Annotated in this window: 23 protein-coding genes and 1 riboswitch; of the genes, 16 read left to right on the forward strand and 7 right to left on the reverse strand. The window is 43.8% G+C overall.

Annotated features, from left to right (window positions below; all coding sequences use genetic code 11):
• The first annotated feature begins 3 nt into the window (after positions 1-3).
• From EPX21_RS21935 to EPX21_RS21970, 8 genes are all read left to right on the forward strand, one after another.
• On the forward strand, positions 4-417 hold the full coding sequence (locus EPX21_RS21935; protein ID WP_134092010.1) for an STAS domain-containing protein: 414 nt from the start codon (positions 4-6) through the stop codon (positions 415-417).
• Positions 389-811, forward strand: coding sequence for an anti-sigma regulatory factor (locus EPX21_RS21940; protein WP_134092012.1), 423 nt, complete (start codon positions 389-391; stop codon positions 809-811). Before EPX21_RS21935 ends, EPX21_RS21940 begins: the two co-directional genes overlap by 29 nt.
• On the forward strand, positions 804-1,811 hold the full coding sequence (locus tag EPX21_RS21945; RefSeq protein ID WP_134092014.1) for a SpoIIE family protein phosphatase: 1,008 nt from the start codon (positions 804-806) through the stop codon (positions 1,809-1,811). Before EPX21_RS21940 ends, EPX21_RS21945 begins: the two co-directional genes overlap by 8 nt.
• Before the next feature lie 4 nt (positions 1,812-1,815).
• Positions 1,816-3,027 (forward strand): sensor histidine kinase KdpD, encoded by a 1,212-nt coding sequence (locus EPX21_RS21950; protein ID WP_134092016.1) that lies wholly within the window; start codon positions 1,816-1,818, stop codon positions 3,025-3,027.
• A 58-nt stretch (positions 3,028-3,085) separates the two neighbouring features.
• On the forward strand, positions 3,086-3,676 hold the full coding sequence (pncA, locus tag EPX21_RS21955) for a bifunctional nicotinamidase/pyrazinamidase (protein ID WP_134092017.1): 591 nt from the start codon (positions 3,086-3,088) through the stop codon (positions 3,674-3,676).
• Between the two features lie 51 nt (positions 3,677-3,727).
• The gene (locus EPX21_RS21960) at positions 3,728-4,552 is read left to right on the forward strand and encodes an MOSC domain-containing protein (protein WP_134092019.1); all 825 of its coding nucleotides are present in this window, start codon (positions 3,728-3,730) and stop codon (positions 4,550-4,552) included.
• 141 nt (positions 4,553-4,693) lie between these two features.
• Positions 4,694-4,788, forward strand: a riboswitch (TPP riboswitch).
• A 53-nt stretch (positions 4,789-4,841) separates the two neighbouring features.
• The gene (locus tag EPX21_RS21965; RefSeq protein WP_134092021.1) at positions 4,842-5,429 is read left to right on the forward strand and encodes a CDP-alcohol phosphatidyltransferase family protein; all 588 of its coding nucleotides are present in this window, start codon (positions 4,842-4,844) and stop codon (positions 5,427-5,429) included.
• A 21-nt stretch (positions 5,430-5,450) separates the two neighbouring features.
• Complete coding sequence (locus tag EPX21_RS21970) at positions 5,451-5,705, forward strand: hypothetical protein (protein WP_134092022.1); 255 nt, start codon at positions 5,451-5,453, stop codon at positions 5,703-5,705.
• A 73-nt stretch (positions 5,706-5,778) separates the two neighbouring features.
• Here EPX21_RS21970 and EPX21_RS21975 read toward each other — a convergent pair whose 3' ends face one another.
• Positions 5,779-5,994, reverse strand: a complete 216-nt coding sequence (locus EPX21_RS21975; protein ID WP_134092024.1) for a CsbD family protein — start codon at positions 5,992-5,994, stop codon at positions 5,779-5,781.
• Positions 5,995-6,263: 269 nt separating this feature from the next.
• Here EPX21_RS21975 and EPX21_RS21980 point away from each other — a divergent pair, with 269 nt between their 5' ends.
• The 4 genes from EPX21_RS21980 (at position 6,264) to EPX21_RS21995 (ending at position 8,561) form a co-directional block, all read left to right on the forward strand.
• Entirely contained in the window at positions 6,264-6,707 is a 444-nt protein-coding gene (locus EPX21_RS21980; protein WP_166670850.1) for a soluble adenylyl cyclase-like protein, read from the forward strand.
• A gap of 246 nt (positions 6,708-6,953) precedes the next feature.
• Positions 6,954-7,310 carry a response regulator gene (locus tag EPX21_RS21985; RefSeq protein ID WP_134092027.1) on the forward strand — a complete coding sequence of 119 codons (357 nt, stop codon included), beginning with the start codon at positions 6,954-6,956 and terminating at the stop codon, positions 7,308-7,310.
• A gap of 169 nt (positions 7,311-7,479) precedes the next feature.
• Positions 7,480-7,836, forward strand: a complete 357-nt coding sequence (locus EPX21_RS21990; protein WP_134092029.1) for a response regulator transcription factor — start codon at positions 7,480-7,482, stop codon at positions 7,834-7,836.
• A 110-nt stretch (positions 7,837-7,946) separates the two neighbouring features.
• Positions 7,947-8,561 carry a LuxR C-terminal-related transcriptional regulator gene (locus EPX21_RS21995; RefSeq protein ID WP_134092030.1) on the forward strand — a complete coding sequence of 205 codons (615 nt, stop codon included), beginning with the start codon at positions 7,947-7,949 and terminating at the stop codon, positions 8,559-8,561.
• A gap of 14 nt (positions 8,562-8,575) precedes the next feature.
• On the opposite strand, the gene EPX21_RS22000 is transcribed toward EPX21_RS21995, so the two are convergent.
• From EPX21_RS22000 to EPX21_RS22840, 4 genes are all read right to left on the reverse strand, one after another.
• On the reverse strand, positions 8,576-9,280 hold the full coding sequence (locus EPX21_RS22000; protein ID WP_134092032.1) for a DUF421 domain-containing protein: 705 nt from the start codon (positions 9,278-9,280) through the stop codon (positions 8,576-8,578).
• Positions 9,281-9,282: 2 nt separating this feature from the next.
• Complete coding sequence (locus tag EPX21_RS22005) at positions 9,283-9,957, reverse strand: DUF421 domain-containing protein (RefSeq protein WP_134092034.1); 675 nt, start codon at positions 9,955-9,957, stop codon at positions 9,283-9,285.
• 182 nt (positions 9,958-10,139) lie between these two features.
• Positions 10,140-11,846, reverse strand: coding sequence for an alpha-amylase family protein (locus tag EPX21_RS22010; protein WP_134092036.1), 1,707 nt, complete (start codon positions 11,844-11,846; stop codon positions 10,140-10,142).
• 25 nt (positions 11,847-11,871) lie between these two features.
• Entirely contained in the window at positions 11,872-12,039 is a 168-nt protein-coding gene (locus EPX21_RS22840) for a hypothetical protein (protein ID WP_166670851.1), read from the reverse strand.
• A gap of 722 nt (positions 12,040-12,761) precedes the next feature.
• Here EPX21_RS22840 and EPX21_RS22015 point away from each other — a divergent pair.
• The 3 genes from EPX21_RS22015 to EPX21_RS22025 are packed head-to-tail and all read left to right on the forward strand — an operon-like array spanning position 12,762 to position 13,994.
• Complete coding sequence (locus EPX21_RS22015) at positions 12,762-13,004, forward strand: hypothetical protein (protein ID WP_134092038.1); 243 nt, start codon at positions 12,762-12,764, stop codon at positions 13,002-13,004.
• A gap of 32 nt (positions 13,005-13,036) precedes the next feature.
• Complete coding sequence (locus EPX21_RS22020) at positions 13,037-13,537, forward strand: hypothetical protein (RefSeq protein WP_134092040.1); 501 nt, start codon at positions 13,037-13,039, stop codon at positions 13,535-13,537.
• Positions 13,538-13,541: 4 nt separating this feature from the next.
• Positions 13,542-13,994 (forward strand): DUF421 domain-containing protein, encoded by a 453-nt coding sequence (locus tag EPX21_RS22025; protein WP_134092042.1) that lies wholly within the window; start codon positions 13,542-13,544, stop codon positions 13,992-13,994.
• Between the two features lie 13 nt (positions 13,995-14,007).
• Here EPX21_RS22025 and EPX21_RS22030 read toward each other — a convergent pair whose 3' ends face one another.
• Complete coding sequence (locus tag EPX21_RS22030; RefSeq protein WP_134092043.1) at positions 14,008-14,376, reverse strand: response regulator transcription factor; 369 nt, start codon at positions 14,374-14,376, stop codon at positions 14,008-14,010.
• 132 nt (positions 14,377-14,508) lie between these two features.
• Between EPX21_RS22030 and EPX21_RS22845 the strand changes: the two genes are divergently transcribed.
• Entirely contained in the window at positions 14,509-14,679 is a 171-nt protein-coding gene (locus EPX21_RS22845; RefSeq protein WP_166670852.1) for a hypothetical protein, read from the forward strand.
• Positions 14,680-14,969: 290 nt separating this feature from the next.
• On the opposite strand, the gene EPX21_RS22035 is transcribed toward EPX21_RS22845, so the two are convergent.
• Complete coding sequence (locus tag EPX21_RS22035; protein WP_206106131.1) at positions 14,970-16,070, reverse strand: L-dopachrome tautomerase-related protein; 1,101 nt, start codon at positions 16,068-16,070, stop codon at positions 14,970-14,972.
• Between the last annotated feature and the right edge of the window lie 376 nt (positions 16,071-16,446).

The following is a 16,446-nucleotide window of genomic DNA, read 5'->3' on the forward strand; positions in this document are numbered from 1 at the left end:
ATAATGGATAGAATTCCAATTTTAAGGATGGGCCAGTTTTTGCTGGTCACCATCCAAGTCGATTTGTACGATCGTTTAGCGCTTGAGTTAGAGGCTGACTTGGTAAAAATGGTGAGCAAAACCGGTGCAAAGGGAATTTTGATTGATATATCAGCCGTGAGCATAGTCGACTCTTTTATGGGCCGCATCATCGGTAATATCGGTGTAATGTCCAAACTGTTGGATGCAGAAACTGTCGTCGTCGGCATGCAGCCCGCCGTGGCCATAACCTTGGTTGAGCTCGGCTTACCTTTGAAGGGAGTGTATACGGCTTTGAACGTAGAAAAAGGAATGGATCTATTGAAATCAAAGGTTCAAATAATAGAAGACGATGAAATAGATGCGGCTAATGATAACGAAGATCATCTCCCTGAATAAAGACAAGATGTCTATCGCCAAGGAACAGGATGTTGTTCCTTTTCGCAATCGGGTAAAAGAATACGCCATAAAGATAAAAATGAGCCTGGTCAACCAAACCAAGTTGATTACTGCTGCGAGCGAGCTCGGGCGAAACATGCTTCGCTATGCCAATGGCGGAAAAGTGTTGATTGAAATCGTTTCGCTCGGCCGCCAACATGGAATACGACTCACTTTCGATGATCAGGGCCCAGGAATTCCCGATATCCAGCTCGCTATGAACGATGGCTATTCCACCGGCAAAAGCTTAGGCTTGGGCTTGCCTGGCGCGAAGCGGCTGGTAAACGAGTTTGAAATTAAAAGTGAACTTGGCGTCGGAACGAAGGTCACCATAACGAAATGGGCCAATGGTTGATGCGACGCATAAGCGCTTTTCAGCTGCAGATCGTAGTTATTTTTCTATCATAAAGCGAGAAATCCATCACATGGTTTCGCTTGCCGGTTTCGAACCGAAAAAGGTGGGTAAAATAGATTTAATCGTTGCCGAACTCACCTCCAACCTGCATAAATACGCTGTTGATGGGGAGATGTTGGCGGGAATTATAGAGGAAGAGGGAAACGCCTATCTTGAATTGATCTGTATTGACAACGGACCGGGGATGAAAGACGCGCGTAAAATGATGGCAGACGGTGTGTCAACTAAGAATACGCTCGGTCATGGTTTGGGCAGCGTATTCCGATTATCCGATGAGTTCGACCTGTTCTCACAGCAAAATTGGGGCACCGTTGTACTGAGCAGAATATATAAAAATACAGATAGAAAGAAGGAGAAAGTAGGCGTAGAGGTACGTCCCTTGGTGATTGCAAAGCCCAACGAACAGACAAGTGGCGATGGTTTCTATAAAAAAGGCATAGCCGGTAAATTTAAATTTATGTTGGCTGATGGACTCGGGCATGGGCCAGAGGCCAACTTCGCCGTGAACATGGCGGTGGATGCTTTCAAAGGGTGTCCCTTCGACTCGCCTAGTGAAATTATCAGGTTTATCCATCCAGCTGTTCGGAAAACACGCGGGCTGGTGGCCACCGTGGCGGTACTGGATACTAAACTAAAGCAATTGAAGATCGCCGGTGTAGGCAATATTTCGTGCAGGTTACAGGGGCCGGTTCTATCCAAAACACAGCTTCCATATAATGGCATTATAGGACATAATATTCCGAGAACCATGAACGATCACCTGCTTGATGTCCGCCACTTCAATAAGTTAATCCTGTGTTCTGATGGTATTCGCTCCCGCTGGGAAGCAGGGAAGTACCAACAAATAAACAAACACGATTTGTCGATATTTGCCGCTGCTATTTACAAAGACTTTGCGCGCCAAACCGACGATATGTCGGTAGTCGTAATAAACATGTAAGCCCATGATTGAATTAGTCTGTATCACCCTTGAAAATGAAATGGATTTGACCCTCGCCTATAAGAAGTCAATCCAAATTGCCGACCTCATTAAGTTGACGGTGGCTACTCAAACTGTTTTCGCTACAGCGGTGTCAGAAGTCAGCAGAGAAGTGATGGATAAAGCCCTCGAAGGCTCCTGTTCAATCGGCATTTCGTCGTATAGAGATCGATATTATCTGTGCGCCAGCTTGGTATTCCGGATCGATGACGATTTTCCGCGAAATAATGAGGGCTTCGACTATGCCCGTAAATTGGTGCCACTGATAGAAATAAGCTTCTCAGGCACTGAAGGCTTTGTCTCGCTCGAAATGGCAATCCCCCGATCGTGCAAAATGGACGGACATAGGCTGGATTTTATCCGTCAACAAATTGAACTGATGGGCCCCGTTAATGCTTATGAGGAACTGAAAGTACGGAATGCAGCGCTCAACTCAAAGAGTCAAAGGCAGGAGCTGGAACTCATTCATGCCAATTATTTAAACGAGCAGAAAAGCGAGTTTCTATCGGTCGCAAGTCATGAGTTAAACACGCCGATTACCATATTGAGAGCGTTGTCACAAATTTCGTTGCGCTTGGTTGATCCTGCCGAAGCAAAACTATATAGTCACCTGCAAAAAGTTGAAAAGCAAACAGGTAAACTGGTAACGCTTACCCAACAGTTGCTGGATATCTCAAAGATCGAGCACGGACAATTCACCTATAAAAAAGAATCGGTTGAACTGGACGATTTTATGGCGTCGATCATTGAATCGGTCTATCTGCTAGCACCGTCGCATAAATTTCAATATGAGTTAAATGCCTGCTGTACGATGGAATTAGATAGAAATAGAATTGAACAGGCCTTAACCAACATAGTAGGAAATGCAGCTAAATACTCAGAGAAGGGCACAACCATCTATATCCGAACGGGAATAGAAGATGATCGTATTAAAATTGTGATTGAAGATCAAGGAATCGGTATGTCTGAGGAAACGCGTAAGAACATCTTTGAAAAGTTTTATCGGAGCGATGCCGTTCATGCGCAATATAAAGGGTTGGGTATAGGTCTTTTTGTGGCCTCGAAAATCATTAGCGATCATGCCGGGTCCATCGATGTCAAGAGTGAAGAAGGCAAGGGCTCGTCGTTTTTCATATCCTTCCCGAAATCGGCACCTCAAACACCCGGAGTTTCTTAATTGTTAGGCTGTAGCTTTTTATAAATTTCGTATTTTTGGTTTATAGATGTACCGTTAAATGAACGCACTCATCATAATTGATATACAACTCGACTTTTTACCTGGCGGAGCGCTGGCAGTGGAGCGTGGTGATGAAGTGATCCCGGTAATCAACAGCCTGCAAGCGTCGTACGATTTGGTAGTCGCCACGCAAGACTGGCATCCCATAGATCATAAAAGCTTTTTTACTGCTCATGAAGGCAAGCAGCCCTTTGAGCAGATAGTCCTTCACGGGCTGAACCAAGTGTTATGGCCGATGCATTGTGTGCAGGAAACGGAGGGGGCTACCTTAGCGCCTGAGTTATCAACAAAAGCGGTCGAAGCCGTTTTTCGAAAGGGCATGGATCGGGAAATTGACAGTTACAGCGGCTTTTTCGATAATGGCAGGAAAAAATCGACGGGAATGGCTGATTACCTGAAAGGGAGGGGAGTAACGGAGGTGGCCGTTTGTGGACTCGCCGCGGATTATTGTGTTTATTATACCGCCAACGACGCCTTGGACCTGGGCTTCAAGGCAGGTATTATTGAACAGGCTTCCCGCCCGATCGACCGCCGGCGATACGAACAGCTGAAAGCCTCGTTCCAACAAAAGGGCGGCCAAATGCTGTAGTTTGCCGCGCTGCCGGCGATGGTGTTTGCTTTTTTACTATAGATATAAACGATGCTTACCATTAGTGAACTATTTGTTTATCCCATAAAATCCTTAGGAGGTGTTTCGCTTAGGCAGGCGCATGTAACCGACAGAGGCCTCCAGTACGATCGGCGTTGGATGTTAATTGATTCGCAAAACCGCTTTCTGACACAACGTGAATATCCACAAATGGCGTTATTAACCGTGCTGATCGGTGCAGACGGGTTGTCGGTCGTGCACCCCGAAATGGGAACTATCCGCATACCTTTTGAATCCGCCTATTCGGATGCAGAAGAAGTGCGTATATGGGAAGATTGCTGCACGGCGGTGTTGATGGGAAGTGATTTCGATGCCTGGTTTAGCGAGGCATTGGGGATGAATTGTCGATTGGTTTACATGCCTGATAGTACGGAACGGCAAGTAGATCAACGCTACGCAGCCAAAGGTGCAATCACTTCTTTTTCGGATGCCTATCCGTTCCTGTTAATTGGCCAAGCCTCTTTAGACGATTTGAATCGCCGCTTGGAAACGCCTTTACCCATGAATCGCTTCAGACCTAATATCGTATTTACAGGCGCGGAGCCTTTTGAAGAGGACCGGATGAACCATATACGAATTGGCGATAAGATAGACTTCTACGGGGTGAAGCTATGTGCCCGCTGCGTAATGACCACCATCGATCAGCAAAGCGGAGAGAAATCAAAAGAACCCCTAAAGACTTTGGCATCTTACCGCTCGAAAAATAAAAAGATCTTGTTTGGTCAAAATTTAGTTCATCAAGGCAATGGAACCATTGAGGTCGGCGATAGTCTGGAGGTGTTGACTAAGCACGCAGAGGAACGTTTTATGGTGTAATATGGTCGTTTTCGCCATCAATATAAACGGCTTGTCGTATAACGACCGGGACCACCTAGTTTGAAAAAGAAGCGGAATAGCAGAATACAAAAAGATAACAATTTCGAAACAAAAACTAAATAGGCTTGTTCTGATTATAGAAATATTTAAAAGGGGTGGCTTTTAATAAGTTTGAGAATAGACCCATTGTACCTGCTCTGGATAATGCCAGCGAAGGGATTTAAGTAATTTCGAGGCGGCCTAGGTAAAAACTTGGGCCGTCTTTTTTTGAATTCGAACGAATTATGGTATGCGTAAAAAAAGCTATTACTGGATTAACGGCATTACACTTTATCGTTTAATAGCAGCCCCTTTTTTGTTGTTTTTGATCTTTTCAGAGCATATCAATTGGTTTAAATGGTTGCTTGCTTTCAGCTTTTTTACCGATGCCATCGATGGCTTTCTAGCGAGAAAATATAAGGTGGCTAGCGTGATGGGAGCCAAGATGGATTCGCTCGCCGATGATTTAACCGTCCTGGTAGCTATTGTGGGTCTATTTTTCTATCACCAAGCGTTCATTTACCAAGAGTATCGCTGGGTACTGCTTCTGTTAATTCTTTTTTTAATTCAGATAACATGCGCGTTGGTACGCTACGGGAAATTTACTAGTTTCCATACCTATTTGGCCAAGGTGGCTGCTGTTTCCCAAGCGCTCTTCTTAATACCGTCTTTTTTTCTGCCATCACCCTCTTTGCCCTTATTTTATATCGCTATAGTGCTTACCTCTTTAGATCTTATAGAAGAAACGATGATGGTTATGCTCCTCCCAAAATGGGAAGCCGATGTAAAAGGACTGCATGAAGTAATTCATAAAAGGAATAAAAACAAGGTCGGATAACCGATCTATAATTAAATGTCTATGTCATTAAAGGAACCAATTTTAAAACTGCTCAATAAAAAATACGAAGCTTCATCGCTGGTAGAGATGAAATTTCAACGCTATGATCTGGCGATTAAAACCGACGAGGAAGGCCGCCCAATTTTACTTTTTATGGGCCAAAAAGACGCGAACGGAAATATACGTGGGGAACGTTATGCCAGGCGGCTCAAATTTGATGACCAAGGAAATCTGCTGAAAGATCATTGGGAGCATAAAGGAAAAGCAACGCCTTGACCGGAGCGCGGGATCCGCGCTCCGGTTGGCAAGACGGTTATGCTATTTTTTTTAGGCCCATAAGGGCTTAATACTAGGTTCTTAACTTGAGATCGGACGTGAAGGATAGGTGATTTAAGTAGTCAACAATATCCTCCCTACTCTTTCCTGTTTTTTGCTCTAAACGACGGACGAGCTCAATCTCTTTACCTTCTTCGTAACGGAGGTCATCATCGGTGAGTTGACCCCATTTGGTTTTTATTTTGCTCTTGATGTGACGCCAAGACTTTTTCAATTTCCATTCACTCATATGCATACTATTTTTAGGTAATATAAAAACACTTGATGGACTACTTTTGCTTGCAATCTAATAAATTTTTGGTCTTATCTAAGCGACTTAAATAGGCGTTGTTAAAAATATGACACTAAATTACACAGGAAAAGGCGGCGCTATGTAATTGCGGGTACTGTTTATACGTTTTTTTTACAAACTTGTTGTGTTTTCTTAATTTTTTTTATTGAAGTGCTTACATTTGATTATGTAAACTCAACCTAAAATAGCTTATGTCAAAAAACACGATGCTAGATAAGCACGCAATTGCTTTTTTAAAAGACCTCGCCGAAAACACGCGTATTGAAATTGACGCGATAGAACGCACCATCGAGCTAATAGAGACACGAATGTCGGCACCCCAATCCGTCGAAGCGCCTTATATGCCCGACAGCGTTGCAGAGCGACCCGTTTTATCTCCTGCCAAGTGGAAAAGAGGTGTCTTGACACCGGTTGAAACCTTTGATCCTTTTGGTAAACTAGATAGAAAGATCGCCTATGCGTTAACCCGTTTGGAGACGGGCGACAGAGATGCGATATTAAATGAGATTCATCAGGCACAACCTGATCGGGACAAATACAAGTTAGAGAACGCTTTGGCTGTGCGGCTCAATTACTTGTTGAAGAATGGTTTTATACGTGCTGACAAATATGGAAGAAAATACCAGTACCAATTGGTGAAGGCGGGATAGCCGCTTTATGGACTAAAGCCATGCAAAGGGTCTATAAGCAATGGTGAAATAACAAAAACCGTTTATGTTTGTTAGCTAAGTGGTCAAGGCAACGGGGATCTCGAGACAACACGAAAGATCCGACCGAACACGCTGTCTTGAACGATGGCTGCTGAAAGGGGTAGCAGTCTATATCCAGTATGACCAGTTGTGCGCGCCGGAAATATTGGTTCGATAGCCATGGTTTAACAAAGATAAGCTTACGGTATGAACCACATACTAATTCAAGATAGCGACCCTGATGTGTTGTTTGTATTGCAGGAAGCGCTGGTAATGGAAGATTACCGTACAGTTGCTTGTACGGATTATGAAGAAGTGTGGTCGGCCCTCGTCCAACAGCGACCGCAAGCGATCTTGCTGGAATACAAATTAGGAGGAAAAGCCTGCAATCTTCTGGTGAGCCGAATCCGAGCATTGTATCCGGACATTCCCATTATTGCTCTCAGCTGTGAAAAGGAACTTATCGAACGATGTGAACAGTTCCCGTTTGACGCTTGCCTTGCTAAACCTTTCGATTTAACCGACCTATATAGATTGGTAGGTGTTTTTGTCGCTAACCGATAATCATTGCTTGTGGCTAAATATTTTTTCCTGCGAGCTAAAACAATCGCTCTTCTTTCTTGTTTTTTTGATACTGTAGGCGAGCAACGTTTGCGGTACTATCTAACCGGACGTGCTACGAACTGCTCGTCATGAAAAGAAAGTCGAAGAGATACTAATCAGCATTACATACATGAAGCGAATAATCGTTGTGGAAGATGATAGGGATATCAGGGAGCTAGTGGAATATTTATTAACTACCGAACAGTTTGATGTGCAAAGCTGTGCAAATGTGAGAGAGTTTAGGAGGCGCATCCAAACCGCCAAACCGAACCTGATTCTTTTGGATATCATGCTGCCGGATGGCGACGGAATGGAACTATGCCGAGAGCTTTATAAGGATCTAGACACTAGAGACATTCCTGTTGTACTGATGTCTGCACATGGAAGGCGTAGTTTAGTGCAAGCGGAAGAGTGCGCGCGCGATTTCATTGAGAAACCTTTTGATATCGACCATTTTCTTGCAACCATACGGCAATACCTCTTTTAGTAACGGCGAAACGATCCTGAACATCGCTGTTTACAATCTTTCACGATAAGAAACTTAGTGTGCAATTTTTTGTTGTTAAGACAGTACTTAATTGTTAGTTAATTTAGAACATGAAAATTGCTGTAATAGATAACAACCCGATTCAACGGGAAGGGGTGAAAAGAACGCTTGAAAGGCAGCATTTGAATGTGATATTTACAGGGCAGGAGTGGGATGACGTACCCGAAAGCGCTGAAGTAATCCTTTGTTTTGTAGATCGACACGAAAACCAAAAATGGCATCATTCTATAACCCATGCTATCGAGGCGGGATTTAAAGTGGTTGTATTCGACCGGGCATCGGACCTTCGGCGTGCAACCCTATTTCGGAAAATGGGCGTGCATGGCTACCTCTCAAGTTCCTTCAGTTTGGACGATTTTCCGCAGGTAGAGGCTGTGATAAAAAGAAGTGGATTTTTCCTAGATCCATCTTTGCCGCTTTTGCTGTTCGACCGCATGGCGGCGTATGAACGTTACATAGAAAATCTCAATCCGAAAGTTTCATTAACGAAGCAGGAAGATGACGTGCTCGATTTGTTGATAGAAGGCTATACGACAAAGGAAATATCGAAACGCCTCATGAGCACAAAAAGGACTATAGACGATACGAGGGGTAAGATTTTTGCGAAAATTGGTGCTGTCGATAACCTGAGCTTGATTCTGTATCGACTTTGTAATCGTTTTTAAAGTTAGGATATAAGCTAGGCCCCTTGTTTTTTTTCCTTTTCACTCCGATAAACGGCTTGGATCCAGTTTGCGTGCCCACAATTTTTGCAAGCTTGGTCCTCGCCTTTCTGTAATCCGCAATTGGCACAAACCAGTTTGGTGGCTACTTTAAAACGATTTAAGAAAGCAAGGTCGATTTCCGGGATAATGGATAGGCCCGGATCATCGCCCTCATTTTCAATTAGGGTGAAGCTACCGTTAGGTTCGATGTACAATCGTTTTACTTGACCGAGATGGACAATCTGTTCTGACCGAAGTTCGGCAAAAATCCGCTCGCGCGTTAACGTCGCTCTTTTTATGGTCTTGACACATAAAACACCGTTCTCTATTAAGGTGGCGATATTCCCTTGGCTTAGACTTTCGAATTTCTCATCCTGGCTTGCCTTTCTAGCAATTAGGCGACCGAAGAACACGACGACAATGGCGATAATGACTGCAGGAAGTATACCGCGTTCCGGCGACTGGATAGGAACCCCGATTGCGGCGGCTAAGGTCACAAGCGAGGCTTGTTCTGTACGGCTTAGTTGAGTGGCCATCCGGCTACCGATTAGGCGAAAGGCAATCATCAATACCGCATAAATAACAATGGTGCGTAGAATAATTTCGATGAAGAAGACGCCTGGAGCCTCTCCAATAAACACCCTCATCCAGTCGCCCAATTGAATATCTTCTTTTTTCATGTCTAAATAATTGCCTTTATAAATTCGGTACCATCACAGTTTTCACATCGGTCGTCTGTGCTGCTGAGCTTACCACAACTGCAACAAGCAAAGCTGCTTTCGTGGTATTGCTGATCGGATAACCGCAGGTCGCGTAGCGGATACAGCGATAGACCCGCTCTTTTACCGCGATGCTCATAAATGCTAAAGATACCACAGGCTTCTAAGTACACGCGGTCTACTTGGCCTAAGTTGAATATTTTTTTGTTTCGAAGTTTAGAATACAACTGCTGTCTCGAGATGTTGAGCTTTTCGAGCGTTCCTAAATCGATCACGCCGTCGCTTACCAGTAGGTCGGCTTTTCCTTGTATCAGCGTTTCAGCCGCTTGCTTTTTGTAGGATAGGTAATTAAGTCCACGTAGAAAAGCAACAGCCAAAAGAAGGATAATAATTCCTTGTAGAATGCCTCGATCTGGTATTTGCATGGGCACCGACACAATAGCACCCAGTGTAATCATCACGGCCATCTCCGTGATAGTTAACTGGCCAGTCATACGCTTTCCCAACAATTTCAATGCGACCAATAAGGCCAGATAGACAATGATGGTGCGAATAAATACTTCTACCATAAAAGCTCCCGGCGTCTCTCCGAATAGAATGCGCTGTATGTCCGTCAGCTTTATTTCTTCTTTTTTCATGGCATCTTTGTTGCGCTTGTTTTACTTGACTGACAAGAACAGATTCAAAACTTCGGCCAAAGGTGGTACCTTAATCGCGACTGCAGGAACACCGCCAGCTAGCCGATCAATTGTTTCGATTTAGGTACAGGAGTGACGCAAGAAAACGACAGATCTTATTTTTTGATAAGTGCAACATCGCTTTATTTTATCGAATCGGAAGAGGTTTTATACCATTCAAATCCATAACCATCCAACGTTATATCTTGTGGTATAGCCGTCGATCCGTCTGTAACGGATAAAAGCTGTTTAGCCTTTAGCAACTCTCCTTTCACTTTGAATCGCTGTGGCCGGTCGGAAAAATTGTGTAAGCTTAGTAAGCTTTTGTCTTTGTATTGATAGTGTATTGCTAATACATATTTAGAATTTGTTTTTAGCACCTCGAATTTTCCTAATCCGATTTCCGGATACTCTTTTCGGAGTGCCGCAGTGCTTTTGATAAAATTTAATAAGGAGTGAGGATCTTTTAGTTGTGAAGCGACGTTTACGTTTTTGTAGCTATAAGGCCCTTTGTCGATAACCGGCCGGAAAGCCTTGGCCGCTTGTGTAAAACCACCTTGAGGCGCTGCAGACCATTGCATCGGAGTCCGAACTGCCAAACGCTCTTTTAATTCCAAATTGTCGCCCATGCCGATTTCTTCACCGTAACGGATCACCGGCGTGCCCGGCAGTGAGAACAGTAAGTGATAGGCAAATCGAATCTGTTTATTGTTTTGCAACATCGGTGCAAGTCGCCGACGAATGCCTCGGTCGTATAGTTGCATTGTGGTGTCAGGGCCGAAGCGTTGATATACTTCTCTTCGTTGTCTATCTTTGAGCCTCGCCAGGTCGATCTCATCGTGATTCCTTAAAAAATGCCCCCATTGCGCCGCCTCTGGTTTTTCTTTCGTTTCTTCGATGGCTTTAATAAGTAACTTAATCTTTTGAGATGCGAGTGCGTAAAACAAATATTGATTTACGTAAAAGTTAAACATCATCTGCATGCCGCTATTATTTTCTCCGAAGTAATCTTTGTTTTCTTCGGGCGATAAGTTCGCTTCGCCCAACATCAGGGCGCCGGGTTTTTCCTCCTCCATAACGCTGCGCATCTGAGGTACCAAATCCATCATACGTTGGGGATTCTCGCTTCCAGTCTCGGGAATATCGATGATGAAAGGAACAGCGTCTAAGCGATAACCGTCTACTCCCTGTCGAAGCCAAAAGCGCATAATCTTAAAGGCTTCTTGCTGTACGGCTGTATTGCGATAATTCAGGTCGGGTTGAAAGACGTAAAATCGATGAAAGTAATATTGTTGTGCGATAGAATCATAGGTCCATGTTTCCTTTTGGACACCGGGAAACACCATGCCTTTGTCTGCGTCCTTCGGTCTTTCTGACTGCCAGACGTACCAATCCCGATAAGGGCTTTTTACGTCCCTTCTACTGGCTTCAAACCAAGGGTGCTCGATGGAAGTATGGTTTAATACGACGTCAGTGATGATTTTTATTCCCCTACGGTGGGCCTGCTCAAAAAACTCCTTAACGTCCGCTGCTGTACCATATTTGGCATCAACCCCATAGTAATCAAGCACATCATAGCCATCGTCTTTACGGGGCGAAGGATAAAAAGGAGCTAGCCAGATAGCGTCGATACCGAGACTATCCAAATAATCTAATTCACTGATTAGCCCTCTAAAATCGCCTATACCATCCTGATTACTATCTTTGAAGGTGCCTACCTCGATGTTGTAGAAAAAGCTGTTTTTGTACCAAGGAACCTGATCCGTAGGTTGGTTATCCTGTGCAAATACCTTGGAATAACTGAACGCAAAGAAAAGTACTCGCACAAATAGCCAGCTGATCTTATTCATAGTGGCTCATCCTTAAATTTTCATGCTATTTTTTCTTTTTATCGTTGTGTGGCTGCGAATAAGAAGGAGGATCACTGGCGGGAAAGGTTTGTTCAATCTCGTCATCCAACTCTTGATCGGCTTTCTTCCGGCTCTCTTCTTTTTGTTTTTTTTCGTCGGCCTCAGCGTCATGCTTTTTTTTGTCTGTGTTCATAACCGATATTTTTTAAATGAGTAATAGGGTATAGTTATCAGATACAACCAATAAAAAATACGGCTGTATTCATCTCATTAATCACCATTTTCTGAAAGCCCGAATTTCTTTGCCAAAAACTCCTCCAGTTCAACCGGGCTATTAGTTTTCGACTCATGAATTGCGGCTTCAAGTTCTTCCGTTCTGAGATTAAACTTAGTTCTAAAGTAAATCGAAGTCGAACACCTCGTATGGATTAGTGCCTGCTTTATCCTGCTCTTCCCGTAGCTTTTTATTCTCAGTCATAACCTTGTTTTACGTATAAAACCGTTTATTTCTGCTTTTGTTTTGCCGTTTTGTTGCTAAAGTAAAGAATAGATGCCGACGGCATGTGCCCGAACGCTAGCGTTTATCTCCATGGTAGTAACTGGCTATGTGGAGCGTGCGGTCGTTATAGTGGGAATATCTCCACGAGCTGGGCAGGAGGGGCGCTTAAAGTGGCTTCACAAAAAGCACGCCGAATAAAACAAAGAACAAATACATCCTTCTGCTGTTCTATAAGAGCTGACGCCCTCCTTACTGAAGCTAGTATCAGGAGTGGGGCGTCTTTGATAACGAATCAATAATAACAGTAGCGATGAAGCGATCATGATTTATTTCAGCCACACAAGGAGATGAATAAATCTGATACCTGCCTGCGGTAGGAAGGGCTTCATCACCTTTAAAAAGCAAATTATATAAAGATGAAAAATCAGGAGCAGAAGAAAGACATGGAGAAGAAACCGGAGAACCAAGATGCTTATTCGGAAATAGAAAAGGATCCAATGGAAGGGAATGCGCATGAGCAGGATTTGTTGCAGCAAGCTTCGGATAGCGCTTCGGCGGCCTATACCTTAGATAACGGCATTGAGGGCGATGAATTTCGCCAGTCAAAACCGGATGCATCCAAAAGTAAAGAAGGGAGCCCACATAATGCGAAGCAATAAAATGGTTAAGGGAAGAGATATGCCGCAGAAATATGCAAGCTGACAATACCGTTGAAAAAGTCGACCACTCGCTTACACTGGAGGAAGATCTGAAGCTACATATACGGGGATGGAAGACACAAAAAATAGGGGCCGTTCTGATATTAATATTGATGATTTTGGCCGCCTTGGGCTTGTTCGGAGAAGGCCTGTTAAGTGCAAGGAAAATCGTAAAGGAGGGCGTTTCCGTTGAATATGAATACTTCTTAAGGTATCAAAAGGAGATGGATATCGCCTTTCGCCTTTCAGATCAAGGAGATATCCGGGTGGCCGTTCCGCTTCAGTATCTTGATCGCTTCAAAGTGGCAAGAATAGTACCGGAGCCAAATGAAAGTGTTATTTCCGGTGATTACGTAATCTATACGTTCCGGGCCGAGAAGAAAGGGAAGAAGCTTTGTCGCTTCTATTTACAGGCACAAAAGCCAGGCAGTGTTAAAGGCTCGTGGAAGGTAAATCAACAGCATTTTGAAATGAGCCATTTTATTTATCCATAGTTCTATGAATCCGATTATACGTGGCATTGCGATTTACCTTTTTCTATTGGTACTCTTTCGTGTATTGGGCAAACGCAGCTTGGCCGAGACGACCACCTTCGATTTCGTCTTATTGCTGATTATTGGCGAAGCAACGCAACAGGCGCTTTTAGGCGATGACTTTTCAATGACTAACAGTTTGATGCTGATTACCGCATTGATCGGAGTCGACATGGTTTTTGGTACGCTAAAAGGTCGCTTTCAAAAGCTCGATAAGCTGCTGGAGGGCACACCGTTGATATTGATCGACCATGGTAAGCCGCTGAAAGAAAGGATGAGAAAAGCGGGGGTAGAAGAGGATGATATTATGGAGGCCGCTCGTCTAAATCACGGACTGGAACAGTTAGATCAGGTGAAATATGCTGTTTTGGAGCGCAACGGTAGCATCTCCATTATTCCTTTCAACTCCTCGTCCTAGTAACCGCGACGCCTTAGCCTTCCACTTTAGCTAGATATGTCTGAATTCGCTTTACGAAGTCGCGTATATCAAAAGGCTTTCTGATGAAGTCATCTGCCGAGCATGGATGGTCGTTGATCAGGTTATAGTGGGCGGACATAATAATAACGGGTATGTTGGAGGTAGTCTCTTGAGACTTTAGCTGGTTACAAATGTCTATTCCGTTTCCGTCCGGTAACATCACATCCAGCAAGATCAGGTCTGCATTGGCATCATGGATGGCTTTCCAAAAGCTTTCTGCCCGTTCGTAGCTTTCGACGCTAAGTTTCGCTTCAGTTAAAATATATTCGATGACTTCCCGTATAGCCGGATCATCTTCTAAAACAATAATTTTTTTCTTCATAAACTCTTAATAGCGCGTTTGGATAGGCCAAGCTTGCAACAATAATCAGGCCATTATTCGATTTGAGAGCGGCGGAGGGATTTATGGCAGTGTTTTTGAATTTAACCGTTAAGGTAATATTAAAAAACAAGAATGGAACGGAACAAAAAGCAGGTATCTGAACAGGCGAAGGCTGGTAAAGAGAACTTAAAAAATAAAGGACAAGCACCGAAACGTTCGGAGCCAGCCCAAAAAGAGAAGAGCTCAAAAGGCAAAGACGACTTGGATGACGAAAATTCTCTGAAATCAAATTCGCTGTTTTAACTGCTTATCCGATACAAGGATGTGCAAATTTACTGATTAGTCAATCGAGCGACCGCTGAAAATTGAGAACAACCTTTGCCGGAAGATGTACGCAATCATATAGCGAAACTTGCAGCGCGCCTTTTTGTTGTATGGTTTATTAGCTTAGATGTGCTGATAGCTTATGAATACAATACCGACGGCAATTTCGGCAGTACGCTGCCATTTTTACGACAAGAAAAGGGAGCCTTAATACTATTCGACGTCTAGATCGAAGTTGCCGATCAATTAAAAGCGAATAACCGTTGGCCTTAAAGTCTCATCCGGTAAATCGTGTAGGGCGAAGTCCGTTTATTTACTCCCTCGTTATAGTCGGGCTGCTTTTGTATTTGCGAACAACTTATGTAAAGAAATCCGTCTTTGGAAACTGCATAGCTATCTGGCCAGATCAAACGTTCATCGCGGATAACTTCGGTCATTTCGTGTGTCGGCGATATGCGCATAATACGCGACTGTTGGATATCGCCGAGATATAGATTCCCATTTTGATCGAATGTCATTCCGTCTGTCGTGGTGAAGTGCCCCAAGTCTTCTACAGCCGCTTCCAAATCACTTTCCGCCAAGGTCATGTTTCTGAGACGTTCCGTCGCAATCCGGTATAACTTGTCGTCCGTCAGCGGTTTATAATAAAGCCATTCACCGTCCGGCGTCAAGGCAATACCGTCCGAGTGCATCTTTACCGGCTTTCCGTCTTTGGTTAGCTCCTTGCCATCAACTACAAAAGTATAATTCGGATCCGAACGAACGGAATAATGGTTTTGCAACACTTGTTTCATCGCTCCACTATTGATATCTATGACCAGAATGCCTCCTTCACTCGAATTGGTCATATAGGCAAATCCTCGTTCGGTATCCACGCGAACGTCGTTTACATAACTGGTATCACTTGTAATACTATCCAATGAAAAAGTTCTCTCGATTGTGTTGGTCTGCGGATTGATTTTTACCAGTTTAGGACCGTCCGGTACAACTGTCTCCATCATTGGCGCGGCCGGATCGACGATCCACAGATAGTTTTGGTCGTCGCAATAAACGGCTTGGACACATACCCATTTATCCATTCCCGGCTGCCCGTTTTGCCAACTGTTCATGCTTTCGTTTGGATAAGGACTCACCTGATTGCCCTCTTTGCTCTCCACCAAGGCATATTGATAGGTGCTCGACCATAAGGGATAATTTGTGAATAAACGCCCTTCTGCGGTGATAGCAACACCGGTTAATTGATAAGTGTCATCGGCAAACACCAACTCTAAACGGTCTGGTCCATCCGGTACATTGTCGTCGTTATGATCGCAAGACACCGATAGTATTCCAACTACCGCCGTTGCAAAGAGTGTCATGTGTTTATACATCGTTTTTTCGTTTATTATATCAAATGCCATGCCTACAGCCTTAAGTAGAAGTGCGGCCCGCCACCTTGTTTAGCTTAGTAAACACTTCAATTCCTTAAACTGGACATTCCGTAGATTCTTGGTGAATCCAGGATTCCTATTCATGGCATATGCCGCAACACGCATCTTGGCAGCATATTGGTTTATTAATCGGTATAAAGTAAATCGAAAGAAATGAAACCATCATGATTTATTTCAACCACACAGGGGATGAATAAATCACGATAGCTTCATCACCTTTTAAAAGCAAATGATATACAGATCGTTAGTTTGAAACTTTAAAAATGAATACAAGGAAAAGCATCATGTTAAGAAGTGTTACTTTGGCATAAATAGC

The sequence above is a fragment of the Olivibacter sp. XZL3 genome (assembly GCF_004368405.1).
Taxonomy (GTDB): Bacteria; Bacteroidota; Bacteroidia; order Sphingobacteriales; family Sphingobacteriaceae; genus Olivibacter.